Origin of the sequence: Pusillimonas caeni (assembly GCF_003545815.1) — a bacterium.
Classification (GTDB): domain Bacteria; phylum Pseudomonadota; class Gammaproteobacteria; order Burkholderiales; family Burkholderiaceae_B; genus Pusillimonas; species Pusillimonas caeni.
In genome coordinates this window covers 133283-158844 of sequence record NZ_PDUW01000008.1, presented here as the reverse complement: position 1 = coordinate 158844, position 25562 = coordinate 133283, and the positions used below count along the sequence as shown (strand labels likewise).

Sequence of the window (25562 nt, the reverse complement as noted above, 5' to 3'; positions counted from 1 at the left end):
GACGGCCCGCGCCGCCCGAGGTCCTACATGTCCGACGTAATCGCTTTAATCTTCGACTTTGACGACACCCTGGCGCCCGACAGCACGTCCGGTCTGCTGACCGACATGGGGGTCGACGCGGCCCATTTCTGGTCGCAGGAGGTCGGTCCGCTGCTGGCCGAGCACGATTGGGATCCGGTGCCGGCCTATCTGTACAAGCTCATCGAGCTGTCGCGCGGCGGACGCCATGGCCCCATCACACGCCAGCGGCTCGAAGAATGGGGCAGTCGGCTGCCGCTGCACGACGGCGTGCAGACGCTGTTCAACCGCCTGCGCGAGGTGGTGCGCAAGAACCATCCGCAGGTGCAGCTGGAGTTCTACCTGATTTCCAGCGGCATCGGCGACGTGGTGAGGCACACCGCCATCGCCCACGAATTCACGGACATCTGGGCGTCGGAGTTCATCTACGACGAGCAGGGCGGCATTCTCTTTCCAAAGCGCATCGTCAGCTTCACCGACAAGACGCGCTATCTCTTCCACATCCAGAAAGGCATCGTCGGCGCGGCCTCGCGCAACAAGCCCTTCGAGGTCAACAAGAAGGTGGAGCAGGACAAGCTGCGCGTGCCCTTCCAGCAGATGATCTTCGTGGGCGACGGCTACACCGACATCCCCTGCTTCTCGCTCATACGGCGCTCGGGCGGCGTGGCCTTCGGCGTGTGGGATCCGCGCCACCGCGACAAGCGCAGCCGCGCCTGGGGCTTCATCCAGGAAGGGCGGGTCTCCAACCTGAACCAGGCCCGCTACGACGAAGAGGCCGAGCTCTACCAATGGCTGGAAGAGGCGGTGGAAAGCCTGGCCGGGCGCATCTCGCTCAATGCGCGCATTTATGGCGGCTGAGCGCGACCGACCGGACGAGGCGTCCGCCAAGGCGGCCGGGCATCATGGCACGGCCGGGACGGCGTCCGCCGATGCGGTGCCTGGCAGCGAAACGCCTGTCGAGCCGTTCAATGCAGACGACGCCGACGCCATGCGGCTTGCGCTGGAGCAGGCGGCTCAGGCCGAGGCCCTGGGCGAGGTGCCCGTGGGCGCCGTGGTGCTCGACGCCGCGGGCAGGGTGATAGGCGCCGGCTTCAATCGCACCATCAGCGGGCATGACCCCACCGGCCATGCCGAGATCGTAGCCCTGAGGCAGGCAGCGCAGGCGCTGGGCAACTACCGCCTGCCCGAGGCCAGCCTCTTCGTCACGCTCGAGCCCTGCGCCATGTGCGTCGGCGCCATACTGCACGCGCGCCTGGCCCGCGTGGTATATGGCGCGGCCGACCCCAAGACGGGCGCCTGCCACAGTGTGCTCAACGTGCCCGCCATCGCGCAGCTGAATCACCAGACCCGGGTCGAGGGCGGCTTGCTGGCGCAGGAATGCGGCGAGCTGCTGCGCGGGTTTTTCCGGACGCGGCGCCAGGCCGCCAAACAGGCGCGTACACAAGGCTGACGCATCGCAAGGCGCGCCCGATTTCCGCTCGAGCGCCTCCGCCCCTTATTGCCGCGGCATGCATGCGTCATGCTTTTCGTCTCCTCTATACTTACGCCTGCGCAATCGTTGCGCTGCAGGCCGCCGCGGCATCCGCGCTGCGGCGGCCGCTTTCCCATTTCATCACCTCGCTATCAAGACCGACCATCCATGGCACATGCGCATCATGCTTCTCCCAAGGGCATTTATCTGATTTCCCCGTCGGGCGCGGTGCCCGATCCGGCCGCCGTGGACCTGGCTCGCGAGCGGCTTGCCGGCCTGGGCTTCAAGACGGCCCTCGACCGCACGGCCCTGGCGGTGCACGAGCGCTTCGCCGGCACCGATGCGCAGCGATTGGCGGCCATAACGCGCGCGCTCAAGCAGAAGCATCCCGTCGTCATGGCCACGCGGGGCGGCTATGGCCTCAGCCGCCTCCTGCATCGCATCGATTGGAACGCGGTGGCGGAAAGCGGCAAGCTCTTCATCGGCCAGAGCGACTTCACCGTGTTCAATCTGGCGCTGCTGGCCCGCACCGGAGCCGAGAGTCTGGCGGGCCCCACGGCCGTATTCGATTTCGGCGCCGCCAAGATGGACGACCTGACGGCGGCCCTGTTCACCGAGACGCTGCGGGGCGAGCTCGAGATCCTCAGTTTCGAGGCGCCCGGCTCGGATCCGGTCGATGCGCGGGGCGTGCTGTGGGGCGGCAACCTGGCCATGGTGGCCTCGCTGGTCGGCACGCCGTTCCTGCCTCGCCTGCGCGGCGGCATTCTTTTCCTGGAAGACGTCAACGAGCATCCGTTCCGCATCGAGCGCATGCTGTCGCAACTGCTGCACGCGGGGGTGCTGGCAAAGCAGAAAGCGATCGTGCTGGGGCGATTCACCGAATACCGCCTGGGCAAGAACGACAACGGCTACGACCTGGATGCGGTCGTGGCCTGGCTGCGGCAGAACGTGAAGGTGCCCGTGGTGACGGGCCTGCCGTACGGCCACGTGAAGGTCAAGGCCACGCTGCCGGTGGGCCGGCGGGTGGGCATCGCCACCGAAGGCGGCATGGCCTACCTGCTGCTGCACGAGCACGACTAGCATTGAAAAGCGCAGATGCCGGCCCGCCGCGAGCGGGCTTTTTTTGTTGGCGTCCTGGGCAGAAAACGACGATAAATAATCAAACATTATGTATCAATATGACATAGAATACGCCATCTTTCACTCGGGAGCCTTCGATGCTCGGATGTCGTTTCACCTTGGCGTTGACTGCTCTTCTGGCGCTGGCCGGCTGCGACGGCGGCTCGGGCAAGCACAGCGAACCCCCGGCTCCCGAGCTGGCCTATCCTGAAACGGCCGCCGGTTCCGACAGCGATACCTATTTCAACCGTACGGTGGCCGACCCGTATCGCTGGCTCGAAGACATTCGAAGCCAGAAGACCGACAACTGGGTGCAGGCGCAAAACCGGTTCACGGCCGACTACATCAAGGCGCTGCCCGATTACGACGCCATCGCCCGGCGCATTGCACCGTGGTTCGCAGCGCCGCGCAAGGCTGCGGCCATGCAGTCGCTGAGCGTGCAGCAAGAAGAAAGCACCCGGCGCGTGCAAGGGGTGCAAGGCGTGGACGGCCACTTCTACTACCAGCTTCAAGTCCAGCAGGAACGCAATCACAAGCGTATCCCGGCAGCCTCCGTCCGTTTCGTTTCGGCCGACAACATCATCTATGTCGCATCCGGCCCCGACGCCGTGGATCAAAGCAAGGTCCTGGTCAACGTGGACGATTTCCGCACCGATCCGGACGACGACATCCGCTTAGTCAATCATCAGGTGTCGCCCGACGGTAAATACATGGTTTACGCCATGGAGCGCAATTTCGCGGATCTGGCAGAGCTGCATGTCATCGACCTGATGGAGCCCACGCAGCCGCTGTTGCGCATACCGCATGTCTTTTCCAGCGAATTCACTCTGTATGGCGACGGGGTAATTTATTCCTCCCCGAGCGGCACCGAGGATCCGCATGTTTCCCCGCATACATTCCAATCCCTGTACTACCAGCCTTTTACAGGGGGCGGGCGCCAGGTGTGGTTCCAGGGTCAGGAGTTCGACCAGATCGCGGGTACGGCCCTGCATCAGGGCCAGCTCTACATCACTGTCTTGACCGATATGCAGTCTGCCCAGCTGCGTCTTGATCCGGCCCGCCCGGAGCAGGGCGCGCACGTTTTCCTCGACGCAGGCGCGGACCCGCAAAGTTTCAACTTCCTGGGCCCAAGCGCCGAAGACCCCGCCAAGCTGCTGTTCGATACCACGCAAGGCGCCGCGTCGAAGCGCTTGATCGAAGTGGACCCGGCCGACCCCTCGCCCGGCAACTGGCGTGAAATCCTGCCGCGCAGCACGGCGGGCGAAACGGTGTACGTCAACGAGATCATGGTCTGCGGCAGCGATTACTACGCCGAGCATCTGGACCACGGCAGCAGCAGGCTGTTCCATTACAGCGCGGCCGGCGCCCGCGAAATTCCGCTGCCCGGCATGGGCGCGGTTTCAGGCATGTACTGCTCCGAGCTGGACGGCCGGGACATACTGAATTACTGGTTCTCGACGCTGGCCCAGCCGAGAATCGACTTCAGCTACGACCCCGCCACAAACGTGGCCACCCGGGGGCCGGCGCGACGCTACGAAGGCTATGATCCGAGCCTCTACGAGATGCGCCGCCTGATCGCGACCGGCGCCGACGGGGCCCAGGTGCCCGTCTACATCGCGCACAAGAAAGGCCTCGAGGCGTCCGGCGAGGCGCCCACGCTCATCTACGTGTACGGCGGCTTCGGTGTCGCCCTGACGCCCGGATTCCAGGAAAAGGCCATTCCCTTGCTTGAAAACGGGGGCATTTATGCCGTGGCGCAGGTGCGCGGCGGAAATGAATTCGGCTCCGCCTGGCATGATGCAGGCCGCTTGTTGAACAAGCAGAACACTTATGACGACGTCATTGCGGTGGCTCAGCACCTTATCGATCAAGGCCTGACCCGCCCCGGCAAACTGGCCCTTCAGGGCGAGTCCAACGGGGGGCTGACCACCGCCGCCGTGGCGCTTCAGCGGCCCGATCTCTTCAGTGTCGTCTTTCCCACGGTCGGCGTGCTGGATCTGGTGCGCTACGATAAGTTCACATCGGGCTTTGGCTGGCACGGCGACTACGGCCAAACCACCAGGCAGGCAGAATTCGAGAACATGATGCAGTTTTCGCCGTTGCACAACGTGAAGCCACTGGCGTATCCGCCCACCTACGTTTTCACGGGCAAGTCGGATGGGCGCGTGATGCCCGCCCATAGCTACAAGTTCGCCGCGGCGCTGCAAAACATCGCCACGGGCACGAACCCCTACCTGCTTTATGCCTTTCCCAAGGACGGGCACAGCCTGAACCGAAACTGGCAGACCGTCCTGACCTATCTATGGACCGCATTCTTCTACCACACGGGGACGCCTTACGCCGGTTCGGGCAACTAGCACGCCGCGGCAGCGGCCGCCCGCGAGGCCAAACTTGATACACTAGCTCTTTGCATCTGTACGATGGGCCGTCCCGGCCCATCTTTCATTTGGCGCAGGCGTTCGGCCGCAAGCGGCCCACGGCGTAGCGCCAGAATTCCTCACATTAATACGGCTTCAATTGATTTCCACCGCAAATCTCACCATCCAGTTCGGCCCCAAGCCGCTTTTTGAAAACGTCAGCGTCAAGTTCGGCGATGGCAACCGCTATGGCCTGATCGGCGCCAACGGCTCGGGCAAGTCCACCTTCATGAAGATCATAGGCGGCGATCTCGAGCCCTCTGCCGGCAACGTGTCGCTGGAGCCCGGCGTGCGGCTGGGCAAGCTGCGCCAGGACCAGTTCGCCTACGAGGACGTGCGCGTGCTCGATGTGGTGCTGATGGGCCACGAGGAAATGTGGCAGGCCATGACCGAGCGCGACGCGATCTACGCCAACCCCGATGCCAGCGAAGAAGACTATATGCGCGCGGCCGACCTGGAGGCCAAGTTCGCCGAGTATGACGGCTACACCGCCGAGGCGCGCGCCGGCGAGCTGCTGCTGGGCCTGGAGATTCCCACCGAACAGCACCAGCTGCCCATGCGCGAGATCGCCCCGGGCTGGAAGCTGCGCGTGCTGCTGGCCCAGGCGCTGTTCTCGAACCCGGACGTGCTGCTGCTGGACGAACCCACCAACAACCTGGACATCAACACCATCCGCTGGCTCGAAGACGTGCTCAACGGCTACGACAGCACGATGATCATCATCAGCCACGACCGCCACTTTCTCAACGAGGTGTGCACCCACATGGCCGACTTGGACTACCGCGAGCTGCGCGTCTATCCGGGCAACTATGACGACTACATGCTGGCGGCGGCCCAGGCGCGCGAGCGAATCAGCGCCGTCAACGCCAAGGCGAAAGAGCGCGTGGCCGAACTGCAGGACTTCGTGCGCCGCTTCGCGGCCAACAAGTCCAAGTCGCGCCAGGCCACGTCGCGCCTGAAGCAGATCGACCGCATCAAGGCCGACACGATCGAGGTCAAGCCTTCTTCAAGGCAGAACCCCTACATACGGTTCGAGCAGAATAAAGTGATGCATCGTCTGGCCGTCACCGCCGAGAAGATCAGCAAGGCCTACGATCAGCCGGTCATCGGCTCGTTCTCGGCGATGATCGAAGCGGGCGAAAAAGTGGCCATCATCGGCGCCAACGGCGTGGGCAAGACCACCTTGCTGCGCATGCTGGCGGGCGACCTGCAGCCCGACACGGGCAGCATCAAATGGTCTGAAAGCGCCGACCTGGGCTATATGGCGCAGGACGTCTCCGACCAGTTCCAGTCCGACAGCAATCTGTTCGACTGGATGGACGATTACCGCCAGCCCGGCGACGACGACCAGGCCATCCGCGCGGTGCTGGGCCGCCTGCTGTTTTCGGCCGACGACATCGTCAAGCCGGTCAAGGTGCTTTCGGGCGGCGAGAAAAACCGCATGACCTTCGGGCGCCTGATGCTGGGCCGCCACAACGTCATGCTGCTGGACGAACCCACCAACCACCTCGACATGGAGTCGATCGAGTCCTTGCAGTATGCGCTCGAAAAATACGAGGGCACGCTGTTCTTCGTCTCGCACGACCGGCAGTTCGTATCGGGCCTGGCCACGCGCGTGATCGAGATCCTGCCCACCGGCGAGATCATCGACTACCAGGGCAACTACGACGACTACCTCGCATCGCGGGGCATCGCCAGCTAGGGCCAGCAGGCCCTAAGCGCACAGGCCTTTCGGTCATGCTCTACACGCTTGACGGCCTCCACACGCACGAAGAAGAAATCAAGAAGAGCCGGTTTCTCGCCATGGCGGGGCCGGCCGCTTCGGCCGACGAGGCCCTGGACTTCATCGCCACGCACAGCGTGGCTTCGGCCACTCATAATTGCTGGGCGTATCGCGTCGGGGACGCCTATCGCTTCAATGACGACGGAGAGCCCGGAGGCACGGCCGGCCGTCCCATATTGCAGGCCATAGACGGCCAGCAGTGCGATCGGGCGGTGGTGCTGGTGATACGCTGGTTCGGCGGCATCAAGCTGGGTTCGGGAGGCCTGGTGCGCGCCTATGGAGGCGCGGCGGCGCAGTGCCTGAGGCTGGGCTCAAAGACGCCCATCGTGCCGCGCACGGTGCTGGTCTGCCGCTGCCCGTTCGGCGACATGGCGCTGGTGCAGTCGAAATTCCCGTCTTTCGACGCCGCCGTCGCGGGCGAAACATTCGATGCCGAAGGCGTAAGCTGGCGCCTGGCGCTGCCCAGCGAACAGGTCGACGCCTTCATGGCGCTTTTCGTCGATCTGACGCGGGGGCGGGGCGACGCCCGCATCGACGAGGGCCGATAAGCCGAGGATGCTTTACTGCTGATTGCCCTGGTTTTCCTGCTGGGCGATTTCCGCGTGTACCTGAGCCATGTCCAAGGCCTTGACCTGCGTGATCAGTTCTTCGAGCTGTCCGGCCGATAGCGCGCCTGCCTGATTGAACAGCATGACGCGCTCGCGAAACACCATCAACGTGGGAATGGAGCGAATGCGCATGGCCGCGGCCAGCTCGTCTTGTTCCTCGGTGTTGATCTTGGCGAAAGTCACGTCTTCGTGCTGTTCCGCCGCCTTTTCGAAGACCGGCGCGAAAGTGCGGCAGGGGCCGCACCAGGGCGCCCAGAAATCGATGATCAGGGGCTTGTCGCTCTGGATGGCTTCCTGGAAGGTGTCCTTGGTAAGTTCGATAGTGCTCATGAGATATCCAGAATAAAAAAGCGGCCTATCAAAGGCCGCCAGTTTCAAGAATGCTGCGTTCGATACCAGTGTACCGTTTTTTTGCCATGGAGCGACAGGACCTGGGGCCCGTTCGGGGCGTCAGGACTGTTCCAGAATCCTCGGTCCCGGGCCTTGCCGGCCCAAGACGTCCTGGGGGTTGCGCAGCGGGCATTCTTCCAGCGACAGGCAGCCGCAGCCGATGCAGCCGTCGAGCTTGTCGCGCAGCTGAGTGAGCGTGCGGATGCGTTCCTCCAGGCTTTGCCGCCAGCGCGAGGACAGTTCCCGCCATTGTGCCGCCGTAAGCTTGCTGCCCGCCGGATAGCGCCCCAGCGCTTCCTTGATTTCATCCAGTGGGATGCCCGTGCGCTGCGCCACCTTGATCACGGCGATGTAGCGCAGCACCACCGAGGGGAAGCGCCGCTGGTTGCCAGTGCTGCGGGTACTGGCAATGAGCCCCTTGGATTCATAGAAATGGATGGTCGATACAGGGACGCCGCTGCGTTGGGCCACTTCCCCGACGGTGAGCGAGCGGGTGAAATCAATCGTTTTTTCTTGTGCCATGGCTATTGACCTCAACTTAACTTGAGGTTTTATAGTCCGCCGTGCCACATTTGGCAACCGCGGTTGCCATGTCCTGGCAAACCCTGCGGCTGCGCGGCGAACGCCTTGCGGCCGCTCATCACGAATGGACTCATATGCACAATCTCATCGACGACGTACTGGACAGCCGCTGGCTGTGGATCACTGCCCGCCTTCTTCTGGCGGTGGTCTTTCTTTCTTCCGGGCTGGCCAAGCTCATCGACTTCCAGGGAGGGCTGGCCGAGATGCGCGCGGCGGGTCTGGAGCCGGCGGGGCTGTTCAACATCGCCACTGCGGTGGTGCTGATCGGCGGCTCCGCGCTGCTGGTGCTGGACCGCGTGCTGTGGGCCGGCGCCGGCGCATTGGCGCTGTTCCTGCTGCTGACCATCTTGGTCGTGCATCGCTTCTGGGCCTTGCCCGAGCCGCTGGCGAAGCAGGCGATGTTTTGGGCGCTGGAGCACATCACGGTGATCGGAGGCCTGACGGCGGCGGCCGTCGCCAGCCGCGCGCGACGCCGGCTGCGCGCCGCGCGGGCGAGGGAGGAGAACGCATGAACCGGTCCACAGTAGTGCGCGGCCTGGCAGCCGCGTCGGCGGTCTGCGCCGTAATGCTGGCGGCGTGCACGCCCGGCGCCGAAGACGGCGGCTGGCTGGCCGCCAAGGTGGCGTTGGCGACGGTGGAGCGCGCCGCTGCGCCGCGCGCCTTGCATGGCGTCGGCGAACTGGAAGCCGTCCGCCAGGTCGAGCTCGCCTCCGAGGCGTCCGGTCGCATTGCGCGGATCGTCTTCGAATCGGGCCAGCAGGTCGCCAAAGGCCAGTTGCTGGTGCAGGTCGACGATGCGCCCGAACAGGCCGAGCGCCTGCGCCTGCGCGCGCAACTGCGCAACGCCGAGGCGGCCTTGGCGCGGACCCGGCGGCTTCTGGCCGACAAGGTGGCGAACCAAGAGCAACTCGACAACGCCCTCGCGACGCGAGACATGGCGCGCGGCGCATTGCAAGGCATTGAAGCAATGATCGCGCAGAAGGCGATTACGGCGCCGTTCAGCGGCGTGATCGGGATCCGCCGCGTGCACGAAGGCCATTACCTTCGTGCGGGTGAAACCATCGCCAGCCTCGTCGATGCCGGCACGCTCCATGTGAACTTTGCGCTGGATGAAGGAGCAGCGTCCCGGCTGCATCCCGGCCAGCCTCTGGAGGTGAAGGTGGACGCCTGGCCGCAGCGCAGCTTCGTCGCACAGGTCGCGGCGATCGATCCGCTGATAGACAAGTCGCGCCAGTTGAGGGTCCAGGCCCGCTTATCGAATGTGGAAGGCCTGCTGCAAGCGGGCATGTTCGCCGGCATCCGCCTGCTGCGCGAGCAGTCCCCCTCCGTACTGGCGGTGCCGGAGACCGCCGTGACCTACGCCAGCTACGGACAGATGGTATTCGTGGCGGAATCGGATGGGCGGCAGGGCCTGAAGGCGCGGCGCGTGGCGGTCAAGACGGGCGAGCGCTGGGACGGACGGGTGGAGATTGTTTCGGGCCTCGAGGAGGGCGAGCGGGTAGTGGTGTCGGGACAGATCAAACTTGCCGACGGCATGGCGCTGGAGCCGGCCGCAAGCGATGCCCTGAGCGAAGAAACGCCGGATGCCGGCCAGGCACGGGGGAGCACAGCATGAGGTTCACCGATGTCTTCGTGCGCCGGCCGGTGCTGGCGCTGGTGGTGAGCTGCCTGATCGTGCTGCTGGGATTGTTCGCGCTGGGCGAATTGCCCATCCGGCAGTATCCCGCGCTGGAAACCTCGACCATCACGGTAAGCACCGAGTACCCCGGCGCTTCGGCGGAGCTGATGCAGGGCTTCGTGACCCAGCCGATCACGCAGGCGGTGTCTTCGGTCGAGGGCATCGACTATCTCGTGTCTTCGTCGATGCAGGGCCGCAGCCTGGTCACGCTACGCATGGAGCTGAACCGCGACTCGACCCAGGCGTTGACCGAAGCCATGGCCAAGGTCGATCAAGTGCGATTCAGGCTTCCGGAACGGGCCTATGATCCGGTGATCGAGTTGTCGGCCGGCGATTCGACCGCCGTGGCTTATGTCGGCTTCTCGACCGGAAGCCTGTCGGTCCCCGAGCTGACGGACTATCTCGCGCGCGTCGTCGAGCCATTGTTCTCCGGCATCGACGGCGTGGCCAAGGTGCAAGTAGACGGCGGCCAACGCCTGGCAATGCGCCTGTGGCTGGATGCCGAGCGTCTGGCGGGACGAGGCCTGACCGCGTCGGACGTGGCGGAGGCGGTACAGAGCAACAACTACCAGGCCGCCGCGGGCCAGGTGCGCGGACAGTACGTGATTTCCAACTTGCGGGTGAATACGGATCTGGTGAGTGTGGAAGAGTTCCGCGACCTCGTCATCCGCAACGACGGCCACGGCCTGGTTCGCCTGCGCGATGTCGGCACCGTGGAACTGGGCGCCGCCGCGACGCAGACCAGCGGCCGGATGGACGGCCGGCCGGCCGTCTATCTTTCCTTCTATCCCACGCCCGAGGGCAATCCACTCGTCATCGTGGACGGCATCCGCCGCCTGCTGCCGGACATCGGCAAGACGCTGCCGCCCGGCGTGAAGGTGGACATGGTGTATGAGCGTGCGCGCTTCATCGAGGCTTCGATCGACGAAGTGATGAAGACGCTGCTGGAGGCCGTGCTGATCGTGGTGCTGGTGATCTGGCTGTGCCTGGGCTCGTTGCGCAGCGTGCTCATCCCCGTGCTGGCGATTCCCTTGTCGATGCTGGGCGCGGCGGCGCTGATGCTGGCCTTCGGGTTCAGTATCAATCTTCTGACGTTGCTGGCGATGGTGCTGGCGATCGGGCTGGTGGTGGACGACGCCATCGTGGTGGTCGAAAACGTGCATCGCCATATCGAGGACGGCAAGTCCCCCGTGGCGGCGGCGCTGGTCGGCGCCCGCGAGATCGCCGGTCCCGTGATTGCGATGACGCTCGCGCTGGCGGCCGTCTATGCCCCCATTGGCTTGATGGGTGGGTTGACCGGCGCGCTGTTCCGCGAATTCGCCCTGACGCTCGCCGGCGCGGTGCTGGTCTCCGGTGTGGTGGCCTTGACGCTCTCCCCGGTAATGAGTTCATTGCTGCTGAAACCCGGAGGCGGCAGGGGCGGCGGCCGCATGGCGGCGCAGGCCGAACATGTCTTCGGCAGTCTCGCGCGCCGCTACGGGCGCGCGCTGCGCGCCTCCCTGCGGCACCGCCGGTTCAGCGGCGGCCTGGCCTTGCTGGTCTGCCTGAGCCTGCCCTTCCTCTATCAGATGCCGCAGCGCGAACTGGCTCCGTCCGAAGATCAGGCCGCGGTAATGACCGCGATCAAGTCGCCGCAGCATGCCAGCCTCGATTATGCGGAACGCTTCGCCGATGAACTGCATCGAGCGATGGCGGCCATTCCCGAATCGATCGGCACTTGGATCATCAACGGCATCGACGGCCCGTCAGCCAGCTTCGGCGGCGTCAACCTCTCCGACTGGAGCGAGCGGGTCCGCAAGGAGCCGCGGATCGTCGCCGATCTGCAGGGCGCCGTCGGCGAGGTCGAGGGCAGCAGCATCTTCGTGTTCCAGTTGCCGCCGCTGCCCGGCGGCAGCGGCGGCCTGCCGGTGCAACTGGTGCTGCGCAGCGCGCAGGATTACCCGGTGTTGTACGAAGCCATGGAAGAGCTGAAGCATCAGGCCCGTCAGAGCGGCCTGTTCGCCGTGGTGGACAGCGACCTGGAGTACGACAGCCCCGTGGTGCAGGTGCGCATCGACCGCGCCAAGGCGGGCAGCCTGGGCATCCGCATGCAGGACATCGGCGACTCGCTGGGAGTGCTGGTGGGCGAAAACTACATCAACCGCTTTGCGCTCTTCGGCCGTTCCTACGACGTGGTCCCGCAAAGCGTACGCGATCAGCGGCTCACGCCACAGGCGCTCGAGCGGCAGTACGTGCGTACCGGGGACGGCGCGCTGGTCCCGCTCTCGGCCGTGGCGCGGCTGGAGATGCAGGTCGAGCCCAATCGCCTGAAGCAGTTCGACCAGCAGAACGCCGCGACACTGCAGGCGATTCCGGGGCCCGGGGTGACGCTGGGCCAAGCAGTGGCTTTCCTGGAACAGGCCGTCGCCGAGTTGCCTCCGGGCTTCAGCCATGACTGGCAGTCCGAGTCGCGCCAGTACGTGCAGGAGGGCAACGCGCTGGTGTCCGCCTTCCTAGCGGCGCTGGTAGTGATCTATCTGGTGCTGGCCGCCCAATACGAGAGCCTGGTCGATCCCCTTATCATCTTGATCACCGTGCCCTTGTCGGTCTGCGGAGCGCTGCTTCCGCTGGCGGCGGGCTGGGCCACGCTCAATATCTATACGCAGATCGGCCTGGTGACGCTGATCGGGCTGATCAGCAAACACGGCATCCTGATGGTCGAGTTCGCCAACGAACTGCAGGCGCGGGAACGCCTGGCGCCTGCCGAGGCGATCGTCCGCGCCGCTCAGCTCAGGCTGCGCCCCGTGCTGATGACCACCGGGGCGATGGCCTTCGGCGTGGTGCCCCTGCTGTTCGCGAGCGGCGCCGGCGCGAACAGCCGTTTCGGCCTGGGAGCGGTGATTGTCTGCGGCATGCTGGTGGGCACGCTGTTCACCTTGTTCATACTGCCCACCGTCTATACCTGGCTGGCGCGCGACCATCGTGTGCAAAGCGCGCGGGACGTTCAGCTGGCCGAGATGGAACGCGCCGAGAAAGAAGGGGCCGCGGCATGAGAAGCACATCCATGAAATCCTGCGTGCGCTATGCGTGGACGCTCGGCGCGGCGGCGATCCTCGCCGGTTGCGCAGTCGGTCCGAGGTACGTCGAGCCCGAGCCCACCGTCATCGAGCTGGCCAGCCCCCAGGCCGCGCAGTTCGACGCCCAGGGGGGGGAGGCGGTGCCGGCCGATTGGTGGCGCCTGTTCGAGGACGAGGGCCTGACGTATTGGGTCGAGGCGGCCCTGGCTCACAATCACGATGTCCGTCATGCGCGCGCCAACCTGCTGGCGGCGCGCGCCGTTTCTGACGAGCGGCGGCTCGACCGCCTGCCCGGCGCCACCGCCGACGGCCGCTATTCACGTGGCATTCAGCAGCGGCCGGGAGCCGGCGCGGAACCGGTTAGAAGCCTGGCCGAATCTTTTCGCGCGGGCTTCGACATGCAATGGGAGATCGACCTGTTCGGCCGCCTGGATCGCCTGCGCGAGGCGGCGACGGCCCGCGCTGAGGCCAGCGGGGCCGAGCTGGACCTGATGCGGCTCAGCGTCGCGGCGGACGTGGCGCGACTCTGGTTCGAGGCGCAAGGCTTGCGGCGGCAGCTGGCCGCCGCCGAACAGGAGGAGGCCAGCTGGCGGGAAACCCTGGCGCTCGCCCAGGCCCTGTCGCGAGGCGGCGCGGGCCTGCCGGAAGAAGTGCAGAACGCCCGCTCCAACCTGCTGCGTAGCGAGGCCGCCATTCCGCCGCTCAGGGCGGCCTTGCAGCGGACGCGCTACCGCCTCGGCGTGCTGGCCGGCCGGCGCCCCGGAGCCGTGCGGGCCAATGTCGGCGCTGCGACGGCCGTGCCGCTGGTCAAGCGGCTGTCCCTGGCCGGCGCCGACCGCCTGATCCGCAGTCGTCCGGACGTCAGGCGGGCCGAACGGTTGCTGGCGGCCAGTGTCGAAGACGTGGGCGCTGCCACAGCCGATCTCTATCCGAGGCTCAGCCTCGGCGGCTTCGTCGGATTCTTTGTGTTGCGCGACGGCGACCTGGGCGCAGCTGCCTCCCGCGCCTTCGAGCTGACGCCGGGCATTACCTGGCCCGCCCTGCGCTGGGGCAATGCCCGCGCGCGGCTGCGCGGCGCGCAAGCCCTGTCCGAGGGGGCGCTGGCCCGCTACGAACAGGTACTGCTGCACGCTCAGGAAGAGGTGGAGAATGCCGTCACCCAATTGGCCGAAGCGCAGCAGCGCCTGGCCGCGCTGCTGGGTTCGGCCCGGCATGCCGGCGCGGCGCTCGAGATTGCCGAGAAGCGATACCGCGCCGGGTCGGGCTCCTACCAGGCGGTGCTGGAGAACCAGCGCGCGCTTTTCCAGTTGCGGCAGCAGATCGCGCTTGCGGAGACGGCTTCCCAGATCCAGGTCGTCGCCTTGTGCAAGGCCTTGAGCTGCGGTGCGGGAAGCGCGGGGCGGGACTCCGCCTCGCCGGGCAAGGGCCGTCCCCCCGGAGGGGGGCGGCTTGGTCTGGAGCTTTATTCCGGATAGAAAGCGTACTTGATCACGAAAAGCACCGCCACGATCAGGGTTGCGAGATGGATCTGGCGGAAGCGGCCCGTGATGGCCTTGAGCACCACATAGCTGATGAAGCCGAAGGCCAGGCCGTTGGCGATGGAGTAGGTGAAAGGCATGACCAGCGCCGCGATGGCCGCCGGGGTGGCTTCGGTGATGTCGTTCCAGTCGATTTCGCCGACTTCGCGCAGCATGAGGCCGGCCACATACAGCAGCGCGGGCGCGGTGGCATAGCCGGGCACCGACTGGGCCAGCGGCGAGAACAGCAGTGCCAGCAGGAACAGCACGGCCACGGTCAGGGCGGTGAGGCCGGTGCGGCCCCCGGCCTGGACGCCGGAGGCGCTTTCGATATAGGCCGTGGTGCTGCTGGTGCCCAGCAGCGAGCCGCCGACGATGGCGGTGGAGTCGGCCAGCAGCGCGCGGCCCAGGCGGTTGGGCTTGCCTTCGGGCAGCAGGTTGGCGCGCTTGGCCACGCCTATCATGGTGCCGGTGGCATCAAAGACCTCGACCAGCACCAGCACCAGGATGACGTGGACGATGCCCATGTGCAGGGCGCCCATGATGTCCAGTTGCAGGAAGGTGGGAGCCAGGCTGGGGGGCGCCGAGAATATGCCGTGGAACTCGTTGTTGCCGGTCAGCATCGACAGTATGGTTATGACCAGAATGCCGATCAGGATCGCGCCGCGCACCTTGAGCGCATCCAGGGCCGCGATGATGAAGAAGCCCAGAATGGCAAAGAGGGTCGGGGTGGCGGTCAGGTCGCCCAGCCCGACGATGGTGGCTTCGTTGGCGACCACGATGCCGGCCCCGTTGGGCCCCAGGGCGATGATGGCCAGAAACAGGCCGATACCCGCGGCAATGGCCGAGCGCAGCGATTTGGGTATGCCTTCTATCAGCCACGAGCGAATGCCGGTAACGGTTAAAATGACGAAGATCACGCCGGAAATGAACACCGCTCCCAGGGCCTGCTGCCAGGTAAAGCCCATGGCGCCCACTACCGTGAAGGCAAAGAAGGCGTTCAGGCCCATGCCGGGGGCCATGCCGATCGGCCAGTTGGCCACGAAGGCCATGATCAGCGTACCCAGGGCGGCGGCCAGGCAGGTGGCGACGAACACGGCGCTGTGCTCCATGCCCGTGGTCGACAAAATGGCCGGGTTGACGAAGATAATGTACGACATCGTCAGGAAGGTGGTTATCCCGGCCAATATTTCAGTGCGGGCATTCGTATTGTGTTCGTTCAGCTTGAAAAGTTTTTCTAGCATTGGCTCATCCCCAAAAAGCGGTATGGTTTTATGACTTATTGATTCTGGTCCGACAGCCAGCATTCTAAGACTGTTTTCTGCCCAGATGTACATTTGCACATCATGATTATTCTTGGTTACGAGAGTTCCTGCGACGAAACCGGCGTGGCGCTGGTTTGCACCGAGCGCGGCCTGCTGGCCCACAGCCTGCACAGCCAGGTCGCGATGCATCGCGACTATGGCGGCGTGGTGCCCGAACTGGCGTCGCGCGACCATATCCAGCGTGTGCTGCCCCTGACCCGGCAGGCGCTGGATGCCGCCGGCCTTACGCTCGAGGACGTCGATGCGATCGCCTATACGGCGGGTCCCGGCCTGGCCGGCGCGCTGCTGGTGGGGGCCAGTGTGGCCCAATCCATGGCCTGGGCCCTGGGGCTTCCCGCCATTCCGGTCCATCACCTCGAAGGCCATCTGCTTTCTCCCTTGCTGGCCGCGCCCGCGCCGTCCTTTCCCTTCGTGGCGCTGCTGGTGTCCGGCGGACACACGCAATTGATGAAGGTGGAAGGCGTGGGGCGCTACGAGTTGCTGGGCGAGACGCTGGACGACGCGGCCGGCGAGGCCTTCGACAAATCCGCCAAACTGCTGGGGCTGGGCTACCCGGGCGGGCCCGAACTGTCCCGCCTGGCTCAGCAGGGCGATGCGGCCGCGTTCGACCTGCCTCGTCCCATGCTGCACAGCGCCGATCTGGACTTCAGTTTCAGCGGCTTGAAGACGGCTGTGCTGACACGCCTGAAGGCCCTCGAGGGCCAGCCCGGCGGCCTGACCGAAAGCCAGCGGGCCGATCTTGCCGCCGCCACCGAGGCCGCCATTGTGGACGTGCTGGGCGGCAAGGCCATCAAGGCCATGAAGCGCAGCGGATTGAAGCGCCTAGTGGTGGCCGGAGGCGTGGGCGCCAATCGGCTGCTGCGCCAGCGCCTGGTCGACGAGATGAAGAAACTGGGCGGCGAGGTCTTTTTTCCGCCCCTGGATTTATGCACCGACAACGGCGCCATGATTGCATTTGCCGCCGCCCAGCGCGTACAGGCCGGGCTGGTCGACCTGACCGACCGCGGCCACGCATTTACCGTGCGCCCTCGCTGGGATCTTCACGAGCAGTCCGCGCCCGCATTGGCCTGATCGGGGCAGGGAAGGCATGGGCGTAGGCGGCTCATGGCGCCGGCCGGCCAAAGCGCCGGCCGCTTCCGCAGCGCTTGCCGCCGTCCCGGCATTTGCCCTGTCCTAGCGTTTGCCGCCGTGCTTGCGTGGCCGCGGCCCGGCGGGCCCCTTGTCCTTGCCGATGCGGTCTTCCTTGCCGGCCAGCAGCCGGGCGATGTTGGCCTGGTGGCGATAGCACAGCAGCACGCTGATCACGACGATGGCCAGGCAGGTGAAGCCGTCGAAACGCCAGGCGATGTTGCCGCCGAAAAGATAATACAAGGGCGTGAAGATCGCCGCGACGATGGCCGCCAGCGATGAGTAGCGGGTGGCGAAGGCCACGATGAGCCACGTGGCGACCGTGGCGCAGGCCAGCCAGGGCTGGAAGGCCAGGATCACGCCCAGGGCGGTGGCCACCCCCTTGCCCCCCTTGAATTTCAGGAATACCGGATACAGGTGCCCCAGGAAGACGGCGATGCCGGCCAGGCCGATGACATAGCTGGGCAGGCCCCACTGCCGTGCAAGCAGCGCGGCCAGCCAGACCGCGGCCCAGCCCTTGGCCGCATCGCCCAGAAGAGTCAGCGCGGCCGCCGCTCGGTTGCCCGTACGCAACACATTGGTGGCTCCGGGGTTCTTCGAACCGTAGCTGCGCGGGTCCTGCAACCCCATGACGCGGCTGACCACGACCGCGAAAGGGATGGAGCCCAGCAGATAAGCCAGGGCGATCAGAACGAGGACGGCAAGCGCGAGGAACGACGACGACATAAACTATGGGCTCCGGATTTGCTGAGCTGGGCAGGCTCTGAATTCTAGCGCGCGCGGCCAAAACCATAAAACGACCGGGTACAATTGGCTACGTTCGGTTGAGTTTCCTGGAAGTAATGATGCGCATATTGGTGTCTAACGACGACGGCTACAACGCTGAGGGCATCGAGGCCCTGGTGGGGGCTCTTAAAGGCTTGGGCGAACTCACCATCGTGGCACCCGAAACCAACTGCAGCGGCGCATCCAACTCATTGACGCTGAACCGCCCGCTGTCGGTGCGCCAAGCGGCCAACGGCTATTATTTCGTCAATGGCACGCCGTCCGATTGTGTGCATATCGCCCTGACCGGCCTGCTCGACTTCCGGCCCGACCTGGTGGTTTCCGGCATCAACAACGGCGCCAACATGGGCGATGATACTTTGTATTCGGGCACCGTGGCGGCCGCCACCGAAGGCTATCTGTTCGGCATTCCCGCCATCGCCTTCTCGCTGGTCAAAAAAGGCTGGGAGCACCTCGATTCGGCCGCGCGCGTGGCGCGCCAGGTGGTCGAGCGCCAGATCGCCGAGCCCCTGGCCGGCAATACGCTGCTCAACGTCAATATTCCCGCCGTGCCCTACGAAGCCATGCAGGGCTTCACCGTCACCCGCCTGGGCAAGCGGCACCCGTCCGAGCCCGTGGTCAAGAGCAGCACCCCCTATGGCGATCCGGTCTATTGGATCGGGCCGGTGGGCCTGGTGTCCGACTCTGCCGCCGATACCGATTTCGGCGCCATCGAACAGCATGCGGTGTCCATCACGCCGCTGCGGCTCGACCTTACCCACTACGAACAACTGACCCATCTCAAGGCTTGGGCCGATCCGCTATGCGCAAGCCGGTAAACCGTTTTCCCTTCGCATCGGGCACCATGAACCGGTTCGGGCGCTCCAGCCTGGGCGGCGGGCCGTCCACCACCAACAGCAATGCGCGCATCGCCACCATGCCGGGCCGCATCGCCACGCCCGCCACGCCGGTGCGCCCGCTGGCCGCCGCCACGGCGAACCTGGGCCTCAATTCCGATCGCCAGCGCGCCGTCATGGTGCAAAGATTGCGTAACCAAGGCATACAAGATGAAAGAGTGCTGGGCGCCATGCTGGCCGTGCCGCGGCATGTTTTCGTCGACGAAGGCCTGGCCAGCAGGGCCTACGAGGATGCGGCCTTGCCCATAGGCTACGGGCAGACCATCTCCCAGCCCTGGGTGGTGGCCCGCATGATCGCGGCCCTGTGCGAAGAGCGCATGCCCGCGAGGGTGCTCGAGGTGGGAGCGGGCTGCGGCTACCAGGCCGCCGTGCTGGCGCAACTGATCAAAGAGGTCTATGCCATCGAGCGCATCCGCGGCCTGTACGACATGGCGCGCTTCCATTTGCGCACGCTTCGGCTGGCCAGCCGGGTGCGGCTATCGTTTGGCGACGGCATGGCGGGTTTGTCCGGCAACGCCCCTTTCGACGGTATTATTGTGGCTGCTGCAGGGATTAAAATCCCTGCAACATTGCTCGAGCAGTTGTCCATCGGCGGGCGGCTCATCGCGCCCGAGGGCGCGGCAACCCAGCGCCTGGTGCTGATCGAGCGCACCGGCCCCGCCACGTGGCGGCGGCAAGAGCTTGAATCGGTCCGGTTCGTCCCGCTGCGGGCCGGCACGCAGTCATAAAGTTTCTGGTTTTAGGAGAGCCCTATGCATTCAGCGACGTCCCCGTCTGTCGTCACGACATCGATCCGGCCCCGGCACAGTCGCCAAGCCCTGGTGATTGCGTCCTTGTCGGCGTTGGCGATATTGGCGGGCTGCGCGTCCAGAACGACGCGCGCGCCGGTTACGGACATGACCGGCGGACAGACGGACACTGCGCCCGCTTCGGGCACTTATGTGGTCAAGCCGGGCGACACGCTGTACCAGATCGCCCAGCGCCACGGCATGGACGTCGCCACGCTGGTGCGCCTCAACAACATCACCGATCCCGGCCAGCTGCGGGTGGGCCAGACGCTGCGTCTGTCGGGCAGCGCATCGGCGGCGCCTTCCGCGCCGCCTTCTACGGCCACGCCCATACCGGTCACTCCTGTCGCGCCGTCCGAGCCGCCCACCCCCACGCGCGCGGCCGATGCCAACCTCATTTCCTGGGGCTGGCCGGCCGGCGGCAAAATCATCCAAGGCTTCAATTCCAATACCAAGGGCATCGACATCCAGGGACAGGTGGGCGACCCGGTCGTGGCGGCCGCGTCGGGCAAGGTCATGTACGCCGGCAACGGCGTGCGGGGGCTGGGCAACCTGATTCTCCTCGGCCACAGCAACGGCTTCATCACGGCATACGCGCACAACGACAAGCTGCTGGTCAAGTCGGGCGACTCGGTTTCCAAGGGCGACAAAATCGCTCAACTGGGGCAGACCGACACCAGTTCGCCGCGCCTGCACTTCGAGATCCGCCGCAGCGGCACGCCCGTCGATCCGCTTTCCTACCTGCCCAAGCGATGACCCCCACGCTGGTCTTCGACCTCGAAACCATACCGGACGCCCAGGGCCTGCGTACGCTGGGCGACTACGACTCGGCGATGACCGACCAGCAGGTCATCGAAGCGGCCTTGCAGGCCCGCATGGAAAGCCACGGCAGCGACTTCCTGCCCCTGCATTTGCATAAAATCGCGGTCATAGGCTGCGTCTTTCGCGACGACAACGGTTTTCGCGTCAAGACGCTGGGACAGGCCGACGACCCCGAAGAAGTGCTGATCGGCGGCTTCTTCAAGACCATCGAACGCTACACGCCCCGGCTGGTCAGCTGGAACGGCTCGGGCTTCGACCTGCCGGTGCTGCATTACCGCAGCCTGATACACGGCGTGCAGGCGCCCCGGTACTGGGACATGGGCGAGGACGACCGCGACTTCAAGTTCAACAACTACATCAGCCGCTACCACAATCGACATACCGACCTCATGGACCTGCTGGCCAAGTACAACGGCCGGGCCAATGCGCCGCTGGACGATCTGGCCAAGCTGTGCGGGTTTCCGGGCAAGCTGGGCATGGATGGCAGCCAGGTGTGGCGCGCCTGGGCCGGCGGGCAGGCCGACGAGGTGCGGGCCTATTGCGAAACCGACGTCGTCAATACCTGGCTGGTGTACTGCCGCTTCCGCTTCCTGCGCGGCGAGCTCGACCAGACCGCCTACCAGGCCGAGGTCGACCTCGTGCGCGAAACGCTCACCGCCAGCGACGCGGCGCACTGGAAACAATACATGGCCGTCTGGAACGCCTGAAATCGGCTGAAAACAATTCCTCTGCGATGAAACAGTTCCGAAATTGCTTGGAACCGACAATGGCGACTCCTATTCAAGAAGGAAGCCATCATGCAGAAAACCACCGCCCTGACCCTCAAGCTTGCCGCCATCGCCGCCGCCGTCTCCATGCAAGGCATCGCGCTGGCACAGCCCGCAACAAGCCCCGCCGCAGCGCCCGACGCGCAGCAGGCCGCCAGCGCAACACCGGACGTCAAGCGCAACGGGCACATGCACCACAAGCACCACAAGCACATGCATCGCCATGCTCAGCAGCGCGCCGCCATGCTGGTTCCCGGCTATGGCCCGCTGGGTGAGAAATCGGTCGACGCCCTGAAGCTGAACGACGACCAGAAAAAGCTGCTGCAGGAAGCGCGCGACGCCCAGAAGGTCGAGCGCGGCGAACGCTTCGAAGCCATGAAGGAGAAGCGCCAGGAGCGCGTCGACGCTCTCAAGGCCGGCAAGCTCGATCCGCGCGCTGCGCTCAAGGAAGCCGATTCGGCACGCAAGGCGGCTGCCGAGCGCCACGAAAAAATCTCCGAGAAATGGCTGGCCTTGTGGGATTCGCTGGACGATGGGCAACAGAAGCTCGTCGCCCAGCAGTTCGCCGAGCGGGCCGAGAAGCGTGCCGAGTTCATGAAGAAGCATGCCGAACGCCGCGCCGCCAAGCAGGACAAGACAAGCGACAAGGCGCCGGCTGACAAGGCCGCCGGACAGGTCCAGTCCTGATGCCGCATTAGTCTTCTGCGCGCGGAATGCCGCCGCGCTCGTCCGCCCCATACGGCGCCCGATGCTTCTTCAAGCCGGGCGCCGGTTTATTTTCGGCTGCCCCCGGCGAGCGAAGAAGCGACAGAGGGGCAAGGAGCCGGCGCGGGAACGGGGCAAAGCGCGGTGCGTCCTTTACAATTCGCTCCTGACTTTTTCCGGCCGCATTTTTATGTCCGAAGTATTTGATATCGAGTCCCTGGATCTGGAAGCCCGGGGCGTGGCGCATCACGACGGCAAGGTCGTCTTCGTCGAGGGCGCCTTGCCGGGCGAGCGGGTGCAGGCCCACGTCGCACGGCGCAAGCCTTCGTTCGATGTCGCGCGCACCGAACGCGTCCTGAAGCCGTCCGCCCAGCGGGTCGAGCCCGCATGCCGCTATTTCGGACAGTGCGGGGGCTGTGCCATGCAGCATCTTACGCCGGCGGCCCAGGTGGCCGTGAAGCAGCGGGTGCTGGAGGACGCTCTGGGACATATCGGCAAGGTCGAGCCGGGCCAGGTCCTGGCCCCGATGCACGGTCCCACCTGGGGCTATCGCTACCGAGCGCGTCTTTCGGTGCGCCTGGTGGCCAAGAAGGGCGGGGTGCTGGTGGGTTTTCGCGAGAAGCGGGGCAGTTATGTGGCGGACATGGACCAGTGCCTGGTGCTGCCGCGCCATGTGTCCGACTTGTTGACGCCCTTGCGCGAGCTGATCGGCGCCTTGAGCATACCCAGAAGCATTCCGCAGATCGAAGTGGCGGTGGGCGACGAAGGAAGCGCCTTGTTGTTGCGCCACATGGAGCCGCTGAACGATCGCGACATGGAATTGCTGCGCGCTTTTGCGCAAAGGCATGAGGTGATGTGGTGGCTGCAGCCCAAGGGGCCGGACACCGTGCATCCGCTGGAACGCTCGGACGCCGACGGGCTGGCTTATCTATTGCCGGAGTTCGGCTTGCGCATGGCCTATCGGCCGACCGACTTCACCCAGGTCAACAGCCAGATCAACCGGGCTCTGATTTCACGCGCCCTTGGCCTGCTGGAAGTCCAGCCCGAAGATCGGGTGGCCGACTTGTTCTGTGGGCTGGGCAACTTCACGCTGCCTCTTGCCACGCGTGCGCGCGAGGTCGTGGGCATCGAAGGCAGCCAGGCCCTGGTGGACCGGGCGTCGGCGGCGGCCGCACAAAACGGCCTGGCCGATCGGGCGCGCTTCGCCATGCTGAACCTGTTCACCGTCGACGCGCAGTGGCTGCGCGGGCTGGGCCGCTTTGATCGCATGCTGATCGACCCGCCGCGCGAGGGCGCCGAGGCCGTGTCACGCGCCCTGGCGGCGCTCGAGCCGCGCGAACGCCCGTCCAGGCTGGTGTACGTCTCCTGTAATCCGGCCACCCTGGCCCGCGATGCGGGCATCCTGGTGCACGAGGGCGGCTATCGCTTGAGCGCCGCGGGCGTCGTCAACATGTTCCCGCATACCGGTCACGTGGAGTCTATCGCGGTGTTCGATGAGCCGGGCAAGGGGCAAGATCGAGCACCGAGTCGGCTCTCAGCCACGGCGGCCTGAACTCGGGCCGGGCGGTGACCAGGGTCAGCACGGCCGCCCGGTCCTGCCGGCCGATCAGGCGTTCGAGCAGGTCGCGGCTGGTGACGTCGAGCCAATGCGCGTCTTCGATGATCAACAGCACGGCCTGACGCGAGGCCCTGTTGTCCAGCAGCGTCAGCAGCATTTCCAGCGTCTGCAGCTTGCGCTGGCGCGGCGGCAGAACGGGGGCGTCGCCGGGCGCGATCGAAAGCATGTCCATGATGATGGGCCGCGCCTGGTCCGCGATGGCGCCATGATGCAGGGCAAGATAGCGGTCGAGTTTTTGACGCTGTTGATGGACGGTATCGCCCATCGAGAAACCCATGGCGGTTTCGAACAGGGCGATGACGGGATATAGCGGTGTGTGCCGGTGTTCGGGATAGCAGCGCATATGGTGGACGACGCACGCAGTGGGGTCCACGACGTCGAGCAGGGCGCGGGCCAGCCGCGTCTTGCCCGTGCCCGATTCGCCGCGCACCACGAGAAACTGCGGGCTGCCGGTGCAGGCCCGAGTCCACAAGTCATTGAGGCGGCGCAGCTCGGCCTTGCGGCCGGCGAGCGTTGCCGGCCGAGCCAATACATCGCCGGACCCCGTGGTTTGCCCCATGCCGGCCAGCCTGAAGGCCGGCATGGGGCCGCCGGCCTCCTGCACGCTGTCGGCGCCGGCCGCCAGGGGCCTGAGCGTATCGAGCCTGAAGCGGCCGTGCAGCAGGCGGCGCGTCGCATCGCTGACGGCCACGCCGCTTTTCTGCATACGGCTGCATAGGCGCCAGGCAATGGTCGAAACGTCACCCACGATGTCGGGCAGGGAAGGATCGAAACCGGCAAGAATGATCCCGGTGTGGATGCCCGCGCGGAAACGATAGCGGTCGGAGAAGCGGCCCTGCAGTTCCAGGGCGGTTTGCGCGGCAAGTTCAGCGGCGTGCTCCGATGCTCGGGGGTAGCCCATATAGGCGTAGATGTATCCGCCTTGTCCCAGCGTGAGATGGCCGGCATGGCGCCGAAGCGCCGCCGCGCAGAGAGAGCGGGCTTTGGCGAGTTGTTCGATGTTGTGCTGCGCGATGCCGGGCGGCAGGTCGATATGGCAGCACATGATGGTGGCCTGCCGCCGTCCGTCCGAATCACCGCCGGCGAAGGCTCCAATGCTTGCCGGGGGAGAGGATTCGGGCTCGAGCTGGCGCCGGTGAATCGTCTCGAAAAGGGCCCGCGTCAGGTGTTCGGGCTCTACGTTGAGGTCGCGTGCGAGGGTGTCGCGGTAGACGTCGTAAAGCGTCTCGGCCGTCCCATGCTGGCCCTTGCATGCCAGCAGGCGCATATGCTCGCGGTGGCCGGCTTCGTTCCAGGGCTCGAGCTGTACGCAACGCTGCGCATAGGCCAGGGCGGGGCCGAGCCGGCCTTTCGCCTCATAGGCATTGCGAAGCCGCTCTGCGCAAGAAAACGCATGTCCGCGCAAGCTATGGCGCTGAGCGTCCAGCCAGACGTCGAAATCGGGCGCGTCGGAAAGAGAAAGCCCGGCCAGGAATTCTCCCTGATAGGCGTCGGCCCGCGCCTTGATGCGTGCCAGGCAGCGTTCGCAAGGCGGGGAGGCGGGCGTCGTGGGGCAGTCGCGGCACGTCGGGGCCTGTTCGGTCAGGGTCTTGACGTCTACCCAGCAATGCCGGGGCGAGTATGAAAAACGTACCGTCTCCCGGCTGGCGTGCAGCAGTTCATCGGATTCAGCGCCGAAGAGCTGGCGCAGATAATAAAGAGTCTGGCGCAGATTGGTGCGTGCGGCCTCGGCGGGCAGAGCGGGCCAGAGCAGGGCGGCCAATTGTTCGCGAGGGTGGCTGCGGTTCGATTCGACCACCAGGTAGGCCAGCAGCGCGATGACCTTGTCATAAAGCTTGCCGCGCCAGGGAAGATCGTCCCGCACCAGCCGCGCCTCGCCTAGCAGGCATATGGAAAGACGGGGCTGGGGCGAGCGGGTCGGAATCATGAGCGCATTCTGGCTTACGGGCGGCTTACGCTGCTTTGGTCAAATCAATACAAATGTAAGTTTTTTGTGAACTGTTTGGCCAAGCATAACGCGCCGGCCGAACGCGCGCCACTGTTCAACCCGCACGCGACCCTGTCCGTTTGCCACTTTTGACGCACGAG

22 protein-coding genes are annotated in these 25562 nt (G+C 65.5%); 17 read left to right on the top strand and 5 right to left on the bottom strand.

All coding sequences use genetic code 11. From position 1 onward, the window contains the following. Positions 1–27: 27 nt before the first annotated feature. The 6 genes from CSC67_RS17080 (at position 28) to CSC67_RS17055 (ending at position 7356) form a co-directional block, all read left to right on the top strand. Positions 28–876: a haloacid dehalogenase-like hydrolase gene (locus CSC67_RS17080; protein WP_118995655.1), complete on the top strand. Its 849-nt coding sequence runs from the start codon at positions 28–30 to the stop codon at positions 874–876. Between the two features lie 76 nt (positions 877–952). Continuing rightward, on the top strand, positions 953–1468 hold the full coding sequence (tadA, locus tag CSC67_RS17075; RefSeq protein ID WP_118995713.1) for a tRNA adenosine(34) deaminase TadA: 516 nt from the start codon (positions 953–955) through the stop codon (positions 1466–1468). A 189-nt stretch (positions 1469–1657) separates the two neighbouring features. After that, positions 1658–2569: an LD-carboxypeptidase gene (locus CSC67_RS17070; RefSeq protein WP_118995654.1), complete on the top strand. Its 912-nt coding sequence runs from the start codon at positions 1658–1660 to the stop codon at positions 2567–2569. Between the two features lie 137 nt (positions 2570–2706). Further along, positions 2707–4965, top strand: a complete 2259-nt coding sequence (locus tag CSC67_RS17065) for a prolyl oligopeptidase family serine peptidase (protein ID WP_118995653.1) — start codon at positions 2707–2709, stop codon at positions 4963–4965. A 160-nt stretch (positions 4966–5125) separates the two neighbouring features. Beyond that, positions 5126–6727 carry an ABC-F family ATPase gene (locus CSC67_RS17060; RefSeq protein ID WP_118995652.1) on the top strand — a complete coding sequence of 534 codons (1602 nt, stop codon included), beginning with the start codon at positions 5126–5128 and terminating at the stop codon, positions 6725–6727. Positions 6728–6762: 35 nt separating this feature from the next. Continuing rightward, positions 6763–7356 carry an IMPACT family protein gene (locus CSC67_RS17055; protein WP_118995651.1) on the top strand — a complete coding sequence of 198 codons (594 nt, stop codon included), beginning with the start codon at positions 6763–6765 and terminating at the stop codon, positions 7354–7356. A gap of 12 nt (positions 7357–7368) precedes the next feature. Here CSC67_RS17055 and trxA read toward each other — a convergent pair whose 3' ends face one another. Both trxA and soxR read right to left on the bottom strand, forming a co-directional pair. Further along, a complete protein-coding gene (gene trxA / locus CSC67_RS17050) occupies positions 7369–7746 on the bottom strand; it encodes a thioredoxin (protein WP_118995650.1) in 378 nt (125 codons plus the stop codon). A 120-nt stretch (positions 7747–7866) separates the two neighbouring features. Further along, a complete protein-coding gene (soxR, locus tag CSC67_RS17045) occupies positions 7867–8328 on the bottom strand; it encodes a redox-sensitive transcriptional activator SoxR (protein ID WP_118995649.1) in 462 nt (153 codons plus the stop codon). Between the two features lie 68 nt (positions 8329–8396). Here soxR and CSC67_RS17040 point away from each other — a divergent pair, with 68 nt between their 5' ends. Genes CSC67_RS17040 through CSC67_RS17025 form a run of 4 tightly spaced genes read left to right on the top strand, consistent with a single transcriptional unit; the run spans position 8397 to position 14597 of the window. After that, positions 8397–8900 carry a DoxX family protein gene (locus CSC67_RS17040; protein WP_280813835.1) on the top strand — a complete coding sequence of 168 codons (504 nt, stop codon included), beginning with the start codon at positions 8397–8399 and terminating at the stop codon, positions 8898–8900. Further along, the gene (locus CSC67_RS17035) at positions 8897–10003 is read left to right on the top strand and encodes an efflux RND transporter periplasmic adaptor subunit (protein WP_118995648.1); all 1107 of its coding nucleotides are present in this window, start codon (positions 8897–8899) and stop codon (positions 10001–10003) included. Before CSC67_RS17040 ends, CSC67_RS17035 begins: the two co-directional genes overlap by 4 nt. Then, a complete protein-coding gene (locus CSC67_RS17030) occupies positions 10000–13098 on the top strand; it encodes a MexW/MexI family multidrug efflux RND transporter permease subunit (RefSeq protein ID WP_118995647.1) in 3099 nt (1032 codons plus the stop codon). The genes CSC67_RS17035 and CSC67_RS17030 overlap by 4 nt, the downstream gene beginning before the upstream one ends. After that, positions 13095–14597 carry an efflux transporter outer membrane subunit gene (locus tag CSC67_RS17025; RefSeq protein ID WP_280813832.1) on the top strand — a complete coding sequence of 501 codons (1503 nt, stop codon included), beginning with the start codon at positions 13095–13097 and terminating at the stop codon, positions 14595–14597. Before CSC67_RS17030 ends, CSC67_RS17025 begins: the two co-directional genes overlap by 4 nt. Here CSC67_RS17025 and CSC67_RS17020 read toward each other — a convergent pair. Further along, positions 14585–15883 carry an NCS2 family permease gene (locus tag CSC67_RS17020; protein ID WP_118995645.1) on the bottom strand — a complete coding sequence of 433 codons (1299 nt, stop codon included), beginning with the start codon at positions 15881–15883 and terminating at the stop codon, positions 14585–14587. The two genes, CSC67_RS17025 and CSC67_RS17020, sit on opposite strands and share 13 nt — an antisense overlap. 102 nt (positions 15884–15985) lie before the next feature. Here CSC67_RS17020 and tsaD point away from each other — a divergent pair, with 102 nt between their 5' ends. After that, positions 15986–17035 carry a tRNA (adenosine(37)-N6)-threonylcarbamoyltransferase complex transferase subunit TsaD gene (gene tsaD, locus CSC67_RS17015; protein ID WP_118995711.1) on the top strand — a complete coding sequence of 350 codons (1050 nt, stop codon included), beginning with the start codon at positions 15986–15988 and terminating at the stop codon, positions 17033–17035. Between the two features lie 102 nt (positions 17036–17137). Here tsaD and plsY read toward each other — a convergent pair whose 3' ends face one another. Further along, positions 17138–17818: a glycerol-3-phosphate 1-O-acyltransferase PlsY gene (gene plsY, locus CSC67_RS17010; RefSeq protein WP_118995644.1), complete on the bottom strand. Its 681-nt coding sequence runs from the start codon at positions 17816–17818 to the stop codon at positions 17138–17140. Positions 17819–17937: 119 nt separating this feature from the next. On the opposite strand from plsY, the gene surE reads away from it, so the two are divergent. The 6 genes from surE (at position 17938) to rlmD (ending at position 23408) form a co-directional block, all read left to right on the top strand. Then, positions 17938–18696, top strand: coding sequence for a 5'/3'-nucleotidase SurE (gene surE / locus CSC67_RS17005; protein ID WP_118995643.1), 759 nt, complete (start codon positions 17938–17940; stop codon positions 18694–18696). Next, on the top strand, positions 18681–19502 hold the full coding sequence (locus CSC67_RS17000) for a protein-L-isoaspartate(D-aspartate) O-methyltransferase (RefSeq protein ID WP_167752940.1): 822 nt from the start codon (positions 18681–18683) through the stop codon (positions 19500–19502). Before surE ends, CSC67_RS17000 begins: the two co-directional genes overlap by 16 nt. Positions 19503–19526: 24 nt before the next feature. Continuing rightward, positions 19527–20318, top strand: coding sequence for a peptidoglycan DD-metalloendopeptidase family protein (locus CSC67_RS16995; protein ID WP_167752939.1), 792 nt, complete (start codon positions 19527–19529; stop codon positions 20316–20318). Beyond that, the gene (locus CSC67_RS16990) at positions 20315–21091 is read left to right on the top strand and encodes a 3'-5' exonuclease (protein WP_118995641.1); all 777 of its coding nucleotides are present in this window, start codon (positions 20315–20317) and stop codon (positions 21089–21091) included. Before CSC67_RS16995 ends, CSC67_RS16990 begins: the two co-directional genes overlap by 4 nt. A gap of 90 nt (positions 21092–21181) precedes the next feature. Continuing rightward, positions 21182–21838 (top strand): hypothetical protein, encoded by a 657-nt coding sequence (locus CSC67_RS16985; protein WP_118995640.1) that lies wholly within the window; start codon positions 21182–21184, stop codon positions 21836–21838. A 208-nt stretch (positions 21839–22046) separates the two neighbouring features. After that, complete coding sequence (gene rlmD, locus CSC67_RS16980) at positions 22047–23408, top strand: 23S rRNA (uracil(1939)-C(5))-methyltransferase RlmD (protein ID WP_118995709.1); 1362 nt, start codon at positions 22047–22049, stop codon at positions 23406–23408. Here the strand turns inward: rlmD and CSC67_RS16975 are convergent. Beyond that, on the bottom strand, positions 23335–25401 hold the full coding sequence (locus tag CSC67_RS16975; RefSeq protein ID WP_118995639.1) for an AfsR/SARP family transcriptional regulator: 2067 nt from the start codon (positions 25399–25401) through the stop codon (positions 23335–23337). The genes rlmD and CSC67_RS16975 overlap by 74 nt on opposite strands. Positions 25402–25562 lie beyond the last annotated feature (161 nt).